Genomic DNA, 13,179 nt, shown 5'->3' with positions numbered 1-13,179 from the left:
CCCGGCTCCCGCGGGGGGTAGAGCGCCGCGCGGCTCAACCGGCGTTCACAAGCACGGTGCGTTCGACGGGCCCGGTGCCCGGACGTGCGAAACGGACGTGCTCCCCTCCCTCCTGCCAGTGCTCCACGAGCATCGTGTTCCCCTCGACCCAGGTGAGGACGGCGTCGGTGACGTCGAGCCGGAACAGGTGACACGGCTCGGTGTTCCCCTGCACCTCGGCGATCTCCGCCGGATCGGTCAGCTCCACGGCCGTTCCGGAGAGCTTGGCGTCCCCGCCGTCGGCCACACCGGGGCAGGCGTGGATCGCGAACCGCCCGTCCCGCCGCAGATCCCGCGCCTTCACCGCACCGGGCATCGACCCGGCGTAGATCTGGGCGCCGTGGAAGTCGAGTTCGGTGCCGCTCACCCGTGGCGACCCGTCCCGCCGCAGGGTGGCCAGCACGTGGGTCTCCCCCGCGGTGAACCGGCGGTGGATCTTCGCCGCGAGTTCGGGTGCCTGTTCGGTGAATCCTCGCCAACTGGTCATGTCCGCAGTGTCACATCCACCACCGACAGTTCCGCGCGGAAGCCGTTGGCGCGACGCCAGGAAAGCTGCCACGATGGCGGCATGACGATCCGTTCCGGGAGCGATGCCGCGTAAGTCCCCGGCGCGCGTGCGCGCCGATCTGCCACTGAAACGCCGCGCTCTCGCACCGCAGGTGATCCCGGGGATTTCCCGGGCCGCGCAACGCCAGATCGCGGACTTCGAACGACGACGCGCCACACCGGGCGCCGTCGCCGAGGCGCTGGCCGTGTGGGCACAGTGGGTGCGGCAGCCGCTGCGCGCGCTGCACGGCGAGGTTTTGTCCCCTTGGCGTGACTATGTGGGCGAACGACGGATGCTTTCCGAAGCGCTGCACGCCCTTCCACCACGCGCTCGCGACGAACTGCGGCCACTGGTGAAGCGGCTCGACGAGTTCTACCTGCGCCGCACCTTCGACACCCGCTCGACGAGCAACGACGACTGGTGGACCCGGCGCAGGCACCCACCCCTCGACCCCTACCTGACCGGCGGCGAGACGTGGTGGCGGGACTGAGGTCGTGATCCCCGCCGCGATGAGCCGGAAACCCGCCCGCACCAACGGATCGTCCTGCATGATGAGCCCATGACTCACCCCCAGCAACCCGTCCCGTATCCGGGGCAGGCCAGACCGTCCGGCGGCACGGCGATCACCGCGGCCGTTCTCGCCCTCGTCGCGTTCCTCCTCGACGGCTACTTCGTCGTGCGGGGCCTCGGTGACGTGCGGTACTACGATCTTCCCGGCCTGATCGGTTACCTGCATCTGATACCGACCGTGCTTCTGCTGCTGGTGGGGTCGATCCTCGTCTTCGCCCGGGTGAAGGCCGGCGCGGTCCTGCTCCTGATCGGCGCGGGGCTCGATGTGCTGGCCTGGGTGGCGGTGGCCGCGCTCACCGGTGGTGAGTCCCTGAACTACCTGGAGCTTCTGGCTTACGCCCCGTTGATCGGAATCGTGGACCTGCTGGGGCTGCTGATCGCCGTCGCGGTGGTGATCCTGGCGGCGCTGCCGCCGACACGCCGCTATCTCAGCGCTTCCCGGCAGCCGATCCAGCACGGCCCGCCCGTTCCGTACGGTTACCCGCCGAGCCAGGGTTACGACCCGCCGCCGCACCCCGGCCAGCATCCTCCGCAGCAGTGGTGAGGCTCAGCTAGCGGGCAGCCGGGCGTCGACCTCGATCTCGAACTTCATCGCCGTATCGGCCAGCCCGCATTCGAGCATGGTCGCGGCCGGGCGCACGTCACCGAAGCACGCGCGCAGGACCGGCCAGCACGGTTCGAAGTCGGCGCGATCGGGAAGCAGATACCGCACGCGCACGACGTCCGCGAACGTGCACCCCGCCTCGGCGAGCGCGGCGCCGACGTTGCGCAGGCACTGCTCGGCCTGCTCGACGACGTCGTCCGAAATGGTCATGGTCGTGTAGTCGTAGCCGGTCGTGCCGGAGACGTGGACCCGGTCCCCGTCGACCACCGCGCGTGCGTACCCGATCTTCTCCTCGAAGGTCGAGCCGCTGAGAATCGCCCGTCGTTCAGCCATAGCGCGCACGGTATTTCGGGGGCCGTCCCTCGGTCCACCGAATAGGTCAGGCGCCATACACGGGCTCCGGTTCGACACCTTCGGCCAGCAGCTCGGCGACGACGGGGCCGAGTTCGGCGGGGGCCCACCGGGCGCCCTTGTCCCGCTCCGGGCCGTGCCGCCAGCCCTGCGCGAGGCTCACCCTGCCACCGTCCACTTCGAACACCCGGCCGGTCACGTCCGCCGATTCCACGCTGCCGAGCCACACGACGAGCGGTGACACGTTGTCCGGGGCCATCGCGTCGAAACCGGCGCCGGGCGCGGCCATGTCGTCGGCGAACGTCTGCTCGGTCATCCTGGTCCGCGCGGCGGGCGCGATCGCGTTGACGGTGACCCCGTAGCGGCCGAGTTCCGCCGCGGCCACGGTGGTCAGGCCGAGGATGCCCGCCTTCGCGGCGGCGTAGTTGCCCTGGCCGACACTGCCCAGCAGGCCCGCCCCGGAGCTGGTGTTGATCACCCGCGCGGCCCGCGTCCGGCCCGCTTTCGCCTCGGCCCGCCAGTATTCCGCCGCGTGCCGCAGGGTCGCGAAGTGTCCTTTCAGGTGCACCCGCACGACGGCGTCCCATTCGTCCTCGGCGAGGTTGACCAGCATCCGGTCCCGCAGGAACCCGGCGTTGTTGACCAGCACGTCCAGCCCGCCGAACTCCTCGATCGCGTTCCCGACCAGCCGGGCCGCGCCCGCCCAGTCCGCGACGTCGTCGGTGTTCGCCATGGCTTCCCCGCCCGCCGCGGTGATCTCGTCGACCACCGCCTGGGCCGGGCCCGCCTCACCACCCCGCCCGTCCAGCGCCGCGCCGAGGTCGTTGACGACCACCTTGGCGCCCTCGGCCGCGAACGCCAGCGCGTGCGCCCTGCCGATGCCACGCCCCGCACCGGTGACGATCACGACCCGCCCCGCGAGCAACCCGCTCATGCGATCGCCTCGCTCCGCGAGACAGTGTCCGATCCCTTTTGGCGCATGACGTCCATGATTCGCTCGCAAGCGTCGCTCATGCCCTGCTACCTCCGCTCGTACCCGAATTGGACGCGGCCAGGAAGGCCGGTTTCTCCCCGCCACCGTGCACCGTCAGGCACGCGCCACTGACATAGGAAGCCAAGGGGGAAGCCAGAAACGCCGCGCAGGCACCGATCTCGTCCGGCTCCGCCAACCGTCCTAACGGGACTGTCCCGCCCACGGCGGTGACCCCGGCCTCGTCGCCGTAGTGCAGGCTCGCCAGCTCCGTCCGCACCATGCCGACGTCCAGCGCGTTCACCCGCACCTTCGGCGCCCATTCGACGGCCAGGCTCGCGGTCAGATTGTCCAGCCCCGCTTTCGCCGCGCCGTACGAGGCCGTGCCCGGCGATGGCCGCGTCCCGCTCACGCTGCTCACGTTCACGATCGCCCCGCCCGTTTCCTGCTGCTGCATCACGGCGTTCGCCGCTCGCGCCACCGTCAGCGGCGCGAGCAGGTTGAGCGCGACCACCTTCTCGTGGAAGCGCACCGACGCCGTCGCCGCTTCCGCGAACGGCGCTCCCCCGGCGTTGTTGACCACGACGTCGAGGGAGCCGTGCGCGGCGATGATGGCGTCGACGAGCTTCGCCACGGCGTCGGGATCGCGGACGTCGCAGGGCAGGAACTCCGCCACCGCGCCGCCCGCCTCCACCGGCCGTGACGGCGGCGTGCGGGCGCAGGTGACCACACCCGCGCCCGCCCGCAGGAAGGCACGGGTGATCCCCGCACCGACCCCGCGCACGCCGCCGGTCACCAGGACCACCGCGCCGTCCAGCCGAAGTTCCAGTGCCACGCGAGACCTCCCGCCCGTGTCGGGGAACCACCTGTACCCGAGCCGGGCACCCTGCTAACGTACCAAGCAAATGCTAGGTTTGGTAACCCGGAGGGCACCCGATGACCGTTTCGACGCATTCCCCGGAGCCCGGGGTCGCCGTGGTGACCGTGGACGCTCCCCCGGTCAACGCGCTCACCGTGCGGGGCTGGTTCGAGCTGGCCGCCGCACTGGAGAAGGCCGGCCGCGACGAGCACACGCACGTCGTGGTGCTGCGCGCGGAAGGCCGGGGATTCAACGCGGGCGTGGACATCAAGGAGATCCAGCGCGATCCCGGCTACGGCGCGCTGATCGGCGCCAACGAAGGCTGCGCGGCGGCGTTCTCGGCGGTGTACGACTGCGCGGTTCCGGTGATCGCGGCGGTGCACGGTTTCTGCCTCGGCGGCGGCGTCGGCCTGGTCGGCAACGCGGACGTCGTGGTGGCCAGTGACGACGCGGAGTTCGGGCTGCCCGAGGTCGATCGCGGCGCCCTCGGCGCGGCGACGCATCTGGCCCGGCTGGTCCCGCAACACCTGATGCGCGCGCTGTACTACACCGCGTCGACGATCACCGCACAGCAGCTGCATCACCACGGTTCGGTGTACTCGGTGGTCTCGCGGGACAAACTCGACGAGACGGCGCTCGAGCTGGCACGGCAGATCGCGGCGAAGGACACCCGGGTGATCCGCGCCGCGAAGCAGGCGATCAACGGTATCGACGTCCAGCCGGTGCACCGCAGCTACCGCTTCGAGCAGGGATTCACCTTCCAGCTCAACCTGGCCGGGGTGTCGGACGGGGCCCGTCAGTCCTTTTTGGATGATAAGGAGAAGCCTTGAGCGACAAGCGGATGACCGTCGACGAGGTCGTCGGCGAGCTACGCGACGGGATGACGATCGGTATCGGCGGCTGGGGTTCGCGGCGCAAGCCGATGGCGCTGGTGCGCGCGATCCTGCGCTCGCCGCTGAAGGATCTCACCGTGGTCTCCTACGGCGGCCCCGACGTCGGGCTGCTCGCGTCCGCCGGGAAGCTCCGGCGGCTGGTGTTCGGGTTCGTCACGCTCGACTCGATCCCGTTCGACCCGTGGTTCAACCGGGTTCGCGAGGCCGGGGAAATCGCCGTCACCGAATACGACGAGGGTGTGCTCGGCACCGGGCTTTCCGCCGCCGCGCAACGACTTCCGTTCCTGCCGACGCGTGCGGGACTCGGCTCCGACGTCGTCCGGTTCAACCCCGATCTCCGTACCGTGCGGTCGCCGTACGCCGACGGTGAGGAGTTGCTGGCCGTGCCCGCGCTCCGGCTGGACGCGGCGCTCGTGCACCTCAACCGCGCCGACACTCGGGGCAACGCGCAGTACCTCGGCGCCGATCCGTACTTCGACGAACTGTTCGCGCTCGCCGCGGACCGGTGTTTCGTGTCCACGGAACGTATCGTGGAGACCGCCGAGCTGACGGCGTCCGCGCCGGTGCAGAGCCTGTTGCTGAGCCGCGCGAGCGTGCACGGAGTCGTCGAGACGCCGCGTGGCGCGCATTTCACCACCGCCGCCCCGGATTACGGCCGGGATGAACGCTTCCAGCGGCACTACGCCGAATCCGCCAAGGATCCGGACGCCTGGCCGAAGTTCGCCGACCGGTTCCTTTCCGGGGACGAAAAGGCTTATCAGGCGGCTGTCGACCGTTTTTCCGAGGAGGCAGCGTGAGTGACGTGACCCGTGCCGAGATCGCCGTGACCGCGTGCGCCGAGCTGTTCCGCGGCGACGGGGAAATTCTCGTCAGCCCCATGGGGTTCATCCCCGCGCTGGGTGCGCGGCTGGCACGGCTGACCTTCGAACCCGACCTCCTGCTGAGCGACGGCGAGGCGTCGTTGCTGGCGAGCACGCCCGGCGCCGGACCGCCGGTGGTCGAGGGCTGGCAGCCGTTCCGGAAGGTGCTGGACACCGTGGTACCGCACGGAAAACGGCATGTCGTCATGGGCGCCAACCAGGTCGACCGGTACGGGAACCAGAACATCTCCGCGATCGGCGACCACGATCGGCCGCGGAAACAGCTGCTCGGCGTCCGCGGCGGGCCCGGCAACACCGCCAACCACCGCACGAGTTACTGGGTGCCGAAGCACAGCAAGCGGGTGTTCGTCGAAGAGGTCGACATCGTGTCCGGCGTCGGCTTCGCGCGGGCGCATGAGGCCGGGCTGCGGTATCACGACGTCCATCGCGTGGTGACGAACCTGGGTGTGCTCGACTTCGGCGGCACGGGCAACGCGGCGCGGCTCCTGTCGATCCATCCGGGTGTCACGGTGGACGAGGTGCTCGAAGCGACGTCGTTCCCGCTGGAGACCGGCGCGACCACCGAAACCCGGCTGCCAGATCCGGAGGAGCTTCGTCTGATCAGGACGGTGCTGGACCCGAAGTCGTTGCGGGACAAGGAGGTGCGATGAGTTTACACTCGCGCAGCCACTCATCGCGCCGACCGGGTGCGGGTGTCCCGCGTAACACCGGGGTTCCGTCGTGAAGACCGCCCTGACGGCGTTGACCGGGATCGAGCACCCCGTCGTGCAGACCGGGATGGGCTGGGTGGCCGGGCCGCGCCTGGTCTCGGCCACGGCCGAGGCGGGCGGACTCGGGATCCTGGCGTCGGCCACGATGAGTTACGACGAGCTGGCCGCGGCGCTCAAGGAGGTCAAGAGCCGCACGGATCGGCCGTTCGGGGTGAACCTGCGCGCGGACGCCGACGACGCCGCCCGCCGCGTCGACCTGCTCATCGCCGAAGAGGTCCGCGTCGCGTCGTTCGCGCTGGCGCCGAAGCGGGACATGATCGCGAAGCTGAAGGACAACGGCGTGGTCGTCGTGCCCTCGGTCGGCGCTGCGCGGCACGCGGAGAAGGTCGCGGGCTGGGGCGCGGACGCGGTGATCGTGCAGGGCGGCGAAGGCGGCGGACACACCGGAGCGGTCGCGACGACGCTGTTGCTGCCGTCCGTACTGGACGCGGTCGACATCCCGGTGGTGGCCGCGGGCGGGTTCTTCGACGGCCGGGGGCTTGCCGCCGCGCTGGCCTACGGCGCCGCGGGCATCGCGATGGGCACGCGGTTCCTGCTGACCAGGGAAAGCACGGTGCCGGACGAGGTCAAGCGGGCCTACCTCGCCCGCGACCTGAACGGCACCGTCGTGACCCGCAAGGTCGACGGGATGCCGCATCGCGTGCTCCGCACCGAACTCGTGGAGGGGCTGGAACGCTCCGGGCCGATCGCGGGAATCGCCCAAGCGGCGCGAAACGCCGTCCGGTTCCGGAAGCTGAGCGGGCTGTCGTGGACATCGCTCGTGCGCGAGGGGCTGCGGATGAAACGCGGCGGCGAACGGAGCTGGGGCCAGGTCTTCATGGCGGCCAACACGCCGATGCTGCTGCGGGCCGGGCTCGTCGAGGGCGACACCGGCGCGGGCGTGCTGGCGTCCGGGCAGGTCGTCGGCCTGTTGGCCGATCTTCCGCCGGTCGGGGAACTGGTCGAGGAGATCGTGGCCGACGCGGAGGCCATCCTCAAGCGGCTATCCTCCGAATAACCGGGTATGCCGTTGTGCTTGACTGCGCACATGATCTCGGAAAGCCGGTGCCCGGTCTCCGACGGTGAGCTGCGTGTCCTGCGCGGCGGGGACGGGCCGGTCCTGGTACTGATCGCCGGGGGTCTCGGCGGCGCCGACTCCTACCGCGCGCTCGCGAAACAGCTCTACCCGCACCACACCGTCGTCACCTACGACCGGCGCGGGCACTTCGGCAGCACCGACCACACCACCGGCCCGGTCACCGTGGCCCGGCAGGCCGACGACGCGCTGGCCGTGCTCGACCACCTCGGTGCCGGTCCGGTCGCGGTGTTCGGGAGCAGCGCGGGCGCCTCGATCGGGCTCGACCTGGTGGCCCGGTACCCGGATCGCGTGTCGACCTTCGTCGCGCACGAGCCGCCGGTGGTCCAGCTGCTGCCGGACGCGGCGGGCTGGCTGGCCGACGCCGCCGAGCAGGTCCGGCTGGCGCGTTCGGGCGACCTCATGGGCGCGGTGACCCGCTTCGCCGACGCGATCGCCGGGGCCGCCCTGCCGAACCTGCCGCACCTCCGGCTGCCGAACGAAGCCGACTGGCTGCGGCTGTTCGACCGCGAGTTCAGCGAGTTCTACGACTACCTGCCGGACCTGCGGGCGCTGCGCAAGGCGTCCACCGAGATCCTGCCGGTGGCGGGCGAGGGCAGCCGGGGCCGCTATCACTACCAGCCCGCGAAGATCCTGGCGCTGGAGCTGGGCCTGCCGTTCACCGAAATGCCGGGCGCACACCTGGCGCCGCAACGGAACCCGTCCCAGTTCGCCGCCGCCCTGCGAGAGCTGCTCACCGGCGCCTGACGCCCTCCATCCACAAAGGACACCGCCGCTCCGGGCTTCCATGGTCCGTGAATGCCACATCGAGGGACTCAGAGTCCGTGAAGGTGGCATTCACGGACTGCTGAAGGAATGAACGGAAGATTCAGGACACCCTCAGGCCCCCTTGCCGAACATCCTAGCGGCAGGCACCGACACCCCCGGCCGCCGCGCCCGAGCAGACGACGTGGTCCCGAGCCGCCTCACAGGCCCTGATCCGGGTCGGTCGAGCGAACCTCGTCAGAGCTGCCGGATGACGCGCGCGGGGTTCCCGGCGGCGAACACCCGGGGCGGCAGGTCGCGGGTGACGACGCTGCCAGCCCCGACGACGGTGTCGTCACCGACGGTCACCCCGGCGCACACGATGACGCCACCGCCGAACCAGACGTTGTCGCCGATCGTGATCGGCGCGGCGGATTCCCAGCGCTGACGCCGTTTCTCGTGATCCTCCATGGGGTGCAACGCGGTGAGCAGCTGGCACCGCGGCCCGATCGACACGTCGTTGCCGATCCGGATCGGCGCGCAGTCCAGCAGGATCGCGTCGTAGTTGAGGAAGCTGTTCGAGCCCATCTCGATGAGATACCCGTAGTCGCACTGGAACCGCGGCATGATCCACGAGCCTTCGCCCAGTTTCCCGAGCAGCTGCCGCAGGATCTCGTCCCGCCGCCCGGTCTCCTCCGCTCCGGTCAGGTTGAACTCGTCGACGAGACCCTGCGCGCGACGGCGGTCCGCGACCAGCTCCGGATCGTTGTCCCGGTACAGCTCGCCCCGCAGCATGCGGTCCTTGTGCTCTCCCATGATCGCCACCCTAGCCGCGAAACCCCGCGGCTCACACCCGCGCGGGCTCCGCGGCGGGACGCCCCGCGAACGCGCGGGTCACCAAAGCGACCACCGCCACCACGACCACGTTCACCGCCAGGCCGATCAGCCCGACGTTGATCGTGCCCGCGAGATGAGTGTCCACAAAGGTCAGCCAGACCACGACGATCTCCCCGGCGACGATGCCGGCCAGGATCGGCACCTTGCCCACCGGGACCCGGCGCAGCAGGCCCAGCGCGTTCGCCGGGGCGAGCTGCACGGTCCCGGAATAGGTCAGCAGCAACAGGTTCGCCAGCAGATCGGGCCGGAAGATACCGAGCACGAGCGCCAGCGCGCTGGCCACCACCACGGTGCCGTGGTTGATCCAGAACTGCAGCCGCTCCCGGCGCACCCGGACGATGTTGCGGGCCACCAGCGAGGAGATCCCGATCAGGATCCCGGCCGCCGGCACCATCGCGGTGGCCGTCGCGGCGACCACCACCAGGCCTGTCACCCAGCCCGGCAGCGCCTGCTTCGACAACGTCAGCAGCACGCCGTTCGAGTCGGTCTTCTTGGGCAGCACCAGGATCGCCGCGAACCCGATGAACATCGGCAGCATCAGGCAGATCTCGTACACCGGCATCCAGGTGTAGTTGCGCCGCAGCACCTTCGGATCCCGCGCGGACATCAGCGCGGGCCACGTGTGCGGCAACGTCATCAGCCCGACGCCGATCGCGCTGACCACCATGCTGGTGACGAACCAGACGTGGTCGTTCGCCCCGGCGTGCACGATCAGCTTCTCCGGGTGCAGCTGCTCGATCTGGTGGAACATCGCGGAAATCCCGCCGTGGAAGTACACCGGCACCGCGATCAGCAGCACCACGAGCACCACCAGCATGATCGCGTCCTTGAAGTAGGACGTCGCCGCGACCCCGCGCAAGCCAGCCCACAGCACGAACGCCACCACCAGCAGGCAGCCTACGATCATGCTCAACGTCCCGGACGCGGCGTCGCCGGTGACGAGCCGGACGATCAGGCCGAGCCCGGTGATCTGCAACTGGAGATAGGGCAGCACGCAGACGACCCCGATCACCGCGGACAGCGTGCCCAGCGCCCGGCTGCCGTACCGGTCCTCCAGGAAGTCGCCCTGGGTCAGGTAACCGCGTTCCTTCCCCATCGTCCACAGGCGCTTGGCGAGGAAGAACAGGACGACGTAGGCGATCGGCACGTACGGCAGCGCGTACATCGCCGCGACCCCGCCGCTGAACGCGAGCCCGGCCATCCCGAGAAAGGTGAAGGTGGTGAACACCTCCCCTGCCTGGAGGAACCACATGGTCAGCGCGCCGAACTTCCGCCCGCCGACGGCCCATTCGGACAGATCGGCCGCAGGACGGCGCCGGCCGACGAAGCCCAGCACGCCGATCAGGACGATGCCGGCGAAGGTGAACGCGAGGATCATCGGTCGGACTCCTCACCGTCACGCGACATGAGCCGCTCGGTCAGCAGCAGCGCCGGGGTGAGCATGAGACACCAGAAACCGCCCCACACCAGCATTCTCGGCATCCCGAGCCACAGCCCGGTGGTGTTGACGAACGGCAGGAACGGCATCAGCACCAGCGCGAGCACCGGCAGCGCCGGGATGAAGTGGTAACCCCGCATCGCGCTCACCCGGCCAGTGCGGCGAGCTTGCGGGTGGCCAGCTCGGCGAGCAGCGCCGCGCCGTCGGGCAGGACGCTGTCGTCGAACGTCGCCAGCGGCGAGTGGTTGTTCGGTGCCGTCAAGGGATCCTCGGCCGTCGACGCGCCGAGGAAGACGTACGCGCCGGGGACCGCGTTCAGCACGCGGGAGAAGTCCTCCGAACCGGTCATCGGATCGCGGAGTTCCTCGAACCGTTCTTCGCCGAACACCTCACGCACCGTGCCGGCGAGGAACTCGTGCTCGTCCGCGTTGTTCACGGTGACCGGATACTCCGCCTCGTACGCGACCTCGACGTCGAGACCGTGCGCGGCCGCGATGCCCTCGCAGATCCGCACCGCCTCCTTGCTGACCAGCTCCCTGGCCTCCGGCGAGAACGACCGCACGGTGGCTTCGAACGTCGCGTCGTCGGGGATGATGTTGCGCCGCGTCCCGGCGTGGAACATCCCGACGGTGACCACGACCGGGTCGAACACGTCGAAACCGCGGGTGACCATGGTCTGCAGCGCGGTGACCATCGCGCACGCCGCCGGGACCGGGTCCTTCGCGTGCTGCGGCGCCGAACCGTGCCCGCCCGCGCCGACCACCCGGACGAACAGGCCGTCCGACGCCGCCATCAGCGGACCGGGCCTGCCGGTGAACATCCCGCGCGCGTAGTGCGCCGAACTCACGTGCAGCCCGTAGGCGGCGTCGACCGGACGACCGGAGGCGGTCAGGACCCCCTCCTCGATCATCTTGCCCGCGCCGTCGTGCCCCTCCTCCCCCGGCTGGAACATGAACACGACGTCGCCGGGCAGGTCCTCGCGCCGGGCGGCGAGCAGCCGCGCCGCCCCTGCCAGACCCGCGGTGTGCAGGTCGTGCCCGCACGCGTGCATGGCGCCGTCGACGCGCGAGGTGAACTCCTCCCCGGTGCGCTCGGTCACCGGCAGCGCGTCCATGTCCCCGCGCAACAACACGGTGCCGCCCGGTTTGCCGCCCCGCAGCACGGCGGTCACCGAACTCAGTGCGCGGCCGAGGGTGATCTCGCACCCCAGTCCGTCGAGCGCGGCGAGCACCAGCTCCTGGGTCCGCGGCAGGTGCAAGCCGATCTCGGGGACGCGGTGCAGGGAACGCCGCAGCGCGACCAGTTCGTCACGCAGCTGTCCGGCATCGGAACGCAGGCTCATCCAGAACTCCTCGGGGACGAAGATCGTCGGCCTATCCTGATCCGAGAATGATGCAATGTCGAACACGAAAGCCGGGCAGATCGGCCGAATCAGCCAGAACGCCGGGAAAATCCAGGGAATCAGCCATGTTGAGCGAAAGCGACCTCAAGCTCGTCGACGCGCTGCAGGCCAGTCCGCGCGTGCCGTGGTCGGCGCTCGGGCGCACGCTCGGGATCGGCGCGGCCACCGCCGCCCGGCACTGGGACGGGCTGGTCGAGCGCGGGGAAGCCTGGCTGACGGCCTATCCCGGCGGTGAACTCCGGGCCCGGCTCACCCTCGCGCTGGTGGAGATCGACTGCGGGCCCGGCGAACCGCTGCGCGTCGCCCGCGAGCTGGCCGCCGACCCGCATGTGCCGACCGTCGAGTACGTCGCCGGGCACTGCGATCTGCTCGCGCACGTGGTCGCGCCGACGCTGCGGGAGGTGTCGGACTACGTCATCCATCGCCTGTCGCGGCTGACCGGAGTGGTCGCCACCCGCACGGTGGTCTCACCGCGGCTGTTCGCCGAAGGCAGCCGCTGGCGGGTGCGCGCGATCTCGCCCGACCAGCGCAGGGCACTGGCCCCGGCGGCGGCCACGGCCAACGGCGCCCTGCGGTTCACCGATCTCGACCGGGCACTGCTGCTGGCACTCGGCGAAGACGCCAGGGCGTCGGCCGCGGCACTCGCGCAGGCGCTCGGAGTCGGCGCGAGCACGGTCCGGCGACGGCTGGACGCGCTGCTCGGCCGCGGCGCGATCCACCTCCGCTGCGAGATCGCCCGGCCGCTCTCGCCCGCACCGGTCACCGCGACCCTGTGGCTGCGGGTCCCGCCCGACAAGCTGGAAGCGACCGCCCGCACGCTCGGGCGGCTGCCGGAGATCCGGATGTGCGCCGCGATCAGCGGAGCCGCCAACCTCTGCGCGGTGGTGTGGCTGCGTTCCCAGCACGACACGGTCGAGCTGGAGAGCGGGCTCGCGGCGAAGCTGCCGTGGCTGGAGATCGTCGATCGCGCGGTGACGCTGCGCTGCGTCAAGCTGATGGGCAGGCTGATGGACGACACGGGCCGCTCGGCGGGCCGGGTCCCGCTGGATTTCTGGGCCGGGGGGGCCGCGGGGCCCCCCCGGGGGGGGCCTCGGGGGGGGCGCGCGGGGCGGGGGGGGGTGGGTGTGGGTTGTGTACCC

General features: G+C 70.6%; 16 protein-coding genes. 8 read left to right on the top strand and 8 right to left on the bottom strand.

The features are described 5' to 3' along the window. Positions 1 to 34: 34 nt before the first annotated feature. Entirely contained in the window at positions 35 to 526 is a 492-nt protein-coding gene (locus tag ACFWY9_RS00405; RefSeq protein WP_378337796.1) for a pyridoxamine 5'-phosphate oxidase family protein, read from the bottom strand. Between the two features lie 103 nt (positions 527 to 629). Here ACFWY9_RS00405 and ACFWY9_RS00400 point away from each other — a divergent pair, with 103 nt between their 5' ends. Continuing rightward, positions 630 to 1,076, top strand: coding sequence for a hypothetical protein (locus ACFWY9_RS00400; protein ID WP_378337795.1), 447 nt, complete (start codon positions 630 to 632; stop codon positions 1,074 to 1,076). Positions 1,077 to 1,145: 69 nt separating this feature from the next. Continuing rightward, positions 1,146 to 1,700, top strand: a complete 555-nt coding sequence (locus ACFWY9_RS00395; protein WP_378337794.1) for a hypothetical protein — start codon at positions 1,146 to 1,148, stop codon at positions 1,698 to 1,700. Positions 1,701 to 1,703: 3 nt separating this feature from the next. Here the strand turns inward: ACFWY9_RS00395 and ACFWY9_RS00390 are convergent, their stop codons facing one another. The 3 genes from ACFWY9_RS00390 to ACFWY9_RS00380 all read right to left on the bottom strand — a co-directional run bounded on the left by ACFWY9_RS00390 (position 1,704) and on the right by ACFWY9_RS00380 (position 3,916). Beyond that, positions 1,704 to 2,093: a RidA family protein gene (locus ACFWY9_RS00390; RefSeq protein WP_378337793.1), complete on the bottom strand. Its 390-nt coding sequence runs from the start codon at positions 2,091 to 2,093 to the stop codon at positions 1,704 to 1,706. 46 nt (positions 2,094 to 2,139) lie between these two features. Next, positions 2,140 to 3,045 (bottom strand): SDR family oxidoreductase, encoded by a 906-nt coding sequence (locus tag ACFWY9_RS00385; RefSeq protein ID WP_378327609.1) that lies wholly within the window; start codon positions 3,043 to 3,045, stop codon positions 2,140 to 2,142. A 76-nt stretch (positions 3,046 to 3,121) separates the two neighbouring features. Further along, positions 3,122 to 3,916: an SDR family oxidoreductase gene (locus ACFWY9_RS00380; RefSeq protein ID WP_378337792.1), complete on the bottom strand. Its 795-nt coding sequence runs from the start codon at positions 3,914 to 3,916 to the stop codon at positions 3,122 to 3,124. A gap of 101 nt (positions 3,917 to 4,017) precedes the next feature. On the opposite strand from ACFWY9_RS00380, the gene ACFWY9_RS00375 reads away from it, so the two are divergent. The 5 genes from ACFWY9_RS00375 (at position 4,018) to ACFWY9_RS00355 (ending at position 8,306) form a co-directional block, all read left to right on the top strand. Beyond that, positions 4,018 to 4,770: an enoyl-CoA hydratase family protein gene (locus ACFWY9_RS00375; protein ID WP_378327611.1), complete on the top strand. Its 753-nt coding sequence runs from the start codon at positions 4,018 to 4,020 to the stop codon at positions 4,768 to 4,770. After that, positions 4,767 to 5,630: a CoA transferase subunit A gene (locus ACFWY9_RS00370; protein ID WP_378337791.1), complete on the top strand. Its 864-nt coding sequence runs from the start codon at positions 4,767 to 4,769 to the stop codon at positions 5,628 to 5,630. The genes ACFWY9_RS00375 and ACFWY9_RS00370 overlap by 4 nt, the downstream gene beginning before the upstream one ends. Continuing rightward, the gene (locus tag ACFWY9_RS00365) at positions 5,627 to 6,364 is read left to right on the top strand and encodes a CoA-transferase subunit beta (protein WP_378327613.1); all 738 of its coding nucleotides are present in this window, start codon (positions 5,627 to 5,629) and stop codon (positions 6,362 to 6,364) included. The genes ACFWY9_RS00370 and ACFWY9_RS00365 overlap by 4 nt, the downstream gene beginning before the upstream one ends. 70 nt (positions 6,365 to 6,434) lie before the next feature. Beyond that, on the top strand, positions 6,435 to 7,481 hold the full coding sequence (locus ACFWY9_RS00360) for an NAD(P)H-dependent flavin oxidoreductase (protein ID WP_378337790.1): 1,047 nt from the start codon (positions 6,435 to 6,437) through the stop codon (positions 7,479 to 7,481). Between the two features lie 30 nt (positions 7,482 to 7,511). Continuing rightward, a complete protein-coding gene (locus ACFWY9_RS00355; RefSeq protein WP_378327615.1) occupies positions 7,512 to 8,306 on the top strand; it encodes an alpha/beta fold hydrolase in 795 nt (264 codons plus the stop codon). A gap of 255 nt (positions 8,307 to 8,561) precedes the next feature. Here the strand turns inward: ACFWY9_RS00355 and ACFWY9_RS00350 are convergent, their stop codons facing one another. The 4 genes from ACFWY9_RS00350 to ACFWY9_RS00335 are packed head-to-tail and all read right to left on the bottom strand — an operon-like array spanning position 8,562 to position 11,980. Continuing rightward, entirely contained in the window at positions 8,562 to 9,119 is a 558-nt protein-coding gene (locus tag ACFWY9_RS00350; protein WP_378327616.1) for a sugar O-acetyltransferase, read from the bottom strand. A 31-nt stretch (positions 9,120 to 9,150) separates the two neighbouring features. Then, on the bottom strand, positions 9,151 to 10,578 hold the full coding sequence (locus ACFWY9_RS00345; protein WP_378327617.1) for a sodium:solute symporter: 1,428 nt from the start codon (positions 10,576 to 10,578) through the stop codon (positions 9,151 to 9,153). Further along, the gene (locus ACFWY9_RS00340) at positions 10,575 to 10,778 is read right to left on the bottom strand and encodes a hypothetical protein (protein WP_378327699.1); all 204 of its coding nucleotides are present in this window, start codon (positions 10,776 to 10,778) and stop codon (positions 10,575 to 10,577) included. Before ACFWY9_RS00340 ends, ACFWY9_RS00345 begins: the two co-directional genes overlap by 4 nt. 5 nt (positions 10,779 to 10,783) lie before the next feature. After that, positions 10,784 to 11,980, bottom strand: coding sequence for a M20 family metallopeptidase (locus tag ACFWY9_RS00335; protein WP_378327618.1), 1,197 nt, complete (start codon positions 11,978 to 11,980; stop codon positions 10,784 to 10,786). 125 nt (positions 11,981 to 12,105) lie between these two features. Here ACFWY9_RS00335 and ACFWY9_RS00330 point away from each other — a divergent pair. Further along, the coding region (locus ACFWY9_RS00330; protein ID WP_378337789.1) for an Lrp/AsnC family transcriptional regulator at positions 12,106 to 13,179 on the top strand (1,074 nt) is incomplete at its 3' end.

Origin of the sequence: Amycolatopsis sp. NPDC059027 (assembly GCF_042739735.1) — a bacterium.
In the GTDB taxonomy this organism is placed as follows: domain Bacteria; phylum Actinomycetota; class Actinomycetes; order Mycobacteriales; family Pseudonocardiaceae; genus Amycolatopsis.
This window is presented reverse-complemented; position numbering and strand designations above follow the sequence as displayed.

Bases quoted from the DNA above. Each gene is read 5' to 3' on its own strand.
- ACFWY9_RS00405 (WP_378337796.1), bottom strand. From the start codon at position 526: ATGACCAGTTGGCGAGGATTCACCGAACAGGCACCCGAACTCGCGGCG.
- ACFWY9_RS00400 (WP_378337795.1), top strand. From the start codon at position 630: ATGCCGCGTAAGTCCCCGGCGCGCGTGCGCGCCGATCTGCCACTGAAA.
- ACFWY9_RS00395 (WP_378337794.1), top strand. From the start codon at position 1,146: ATGACTCACCCCCAGCAACCCGTCCCGTATCCGGGGCAGGCCAGACCG.
- ACFWY9_RS00390 (WP_378337793.1), bottom strand. From the start codon at position 2,093: ATGGCTGAACGACGGGCGATTCTCAGCGGCTCGACCTTCGAGGAGAAG.
- ACFWY9_RS00385 (WP_378327609.1), bottom strand. From the start codon at position 3,045: ATGAGCGGGTTGCTCGCGGGGCGGGTCGTGATCGTCACCGGTGCGGGG.
- ACFWY9_RS00375 (WP_378327611.1), top strand. From the start codon at position 4,018: ATGACCGTTTCGACGCATTCCCCGGAGCCCGGGGTCGCCGTGGTGACC.
- ACFWY9_RS00355 (WP_378327615.1), top strand. From the start codon at position 7,512: ATGATCTCGGAAAGCCGGTGCCCGGTCTCCGACGGTGAGCTGCGTGTC.
- ACFWY9_RS00350 (WP_378327616.1), bottom strand. From the start codon at position 9,119: ATGGGAGAGCACAAGGACCGCATGCTGCGGGGCGAGCTGTACCGGGAC.
- ACFWY9_RS00345 (WP_378327617.1), bottom strand. From the start codon at position 10,578: ATGATCCTCGCGTTCACCTTCGCCGGCATCGTCCTGATCGGCGTGCTG.
- ACFWY9_RS00340 (WP_378327699.1), bottom strand. From the start codon at position 10,778: ATGCGGGGTTACCACTTCATCCCGGCGCTGCCGGTGCTCGCGCTGGTG.
- ACFWY9_RS00335 (WP_378327618.1), bottom strand. From the start codon at position 11,980: ATGAGCCTGCGTTCCGATGCCGGACAGCTGCGTGACGAACTGGTCGCG.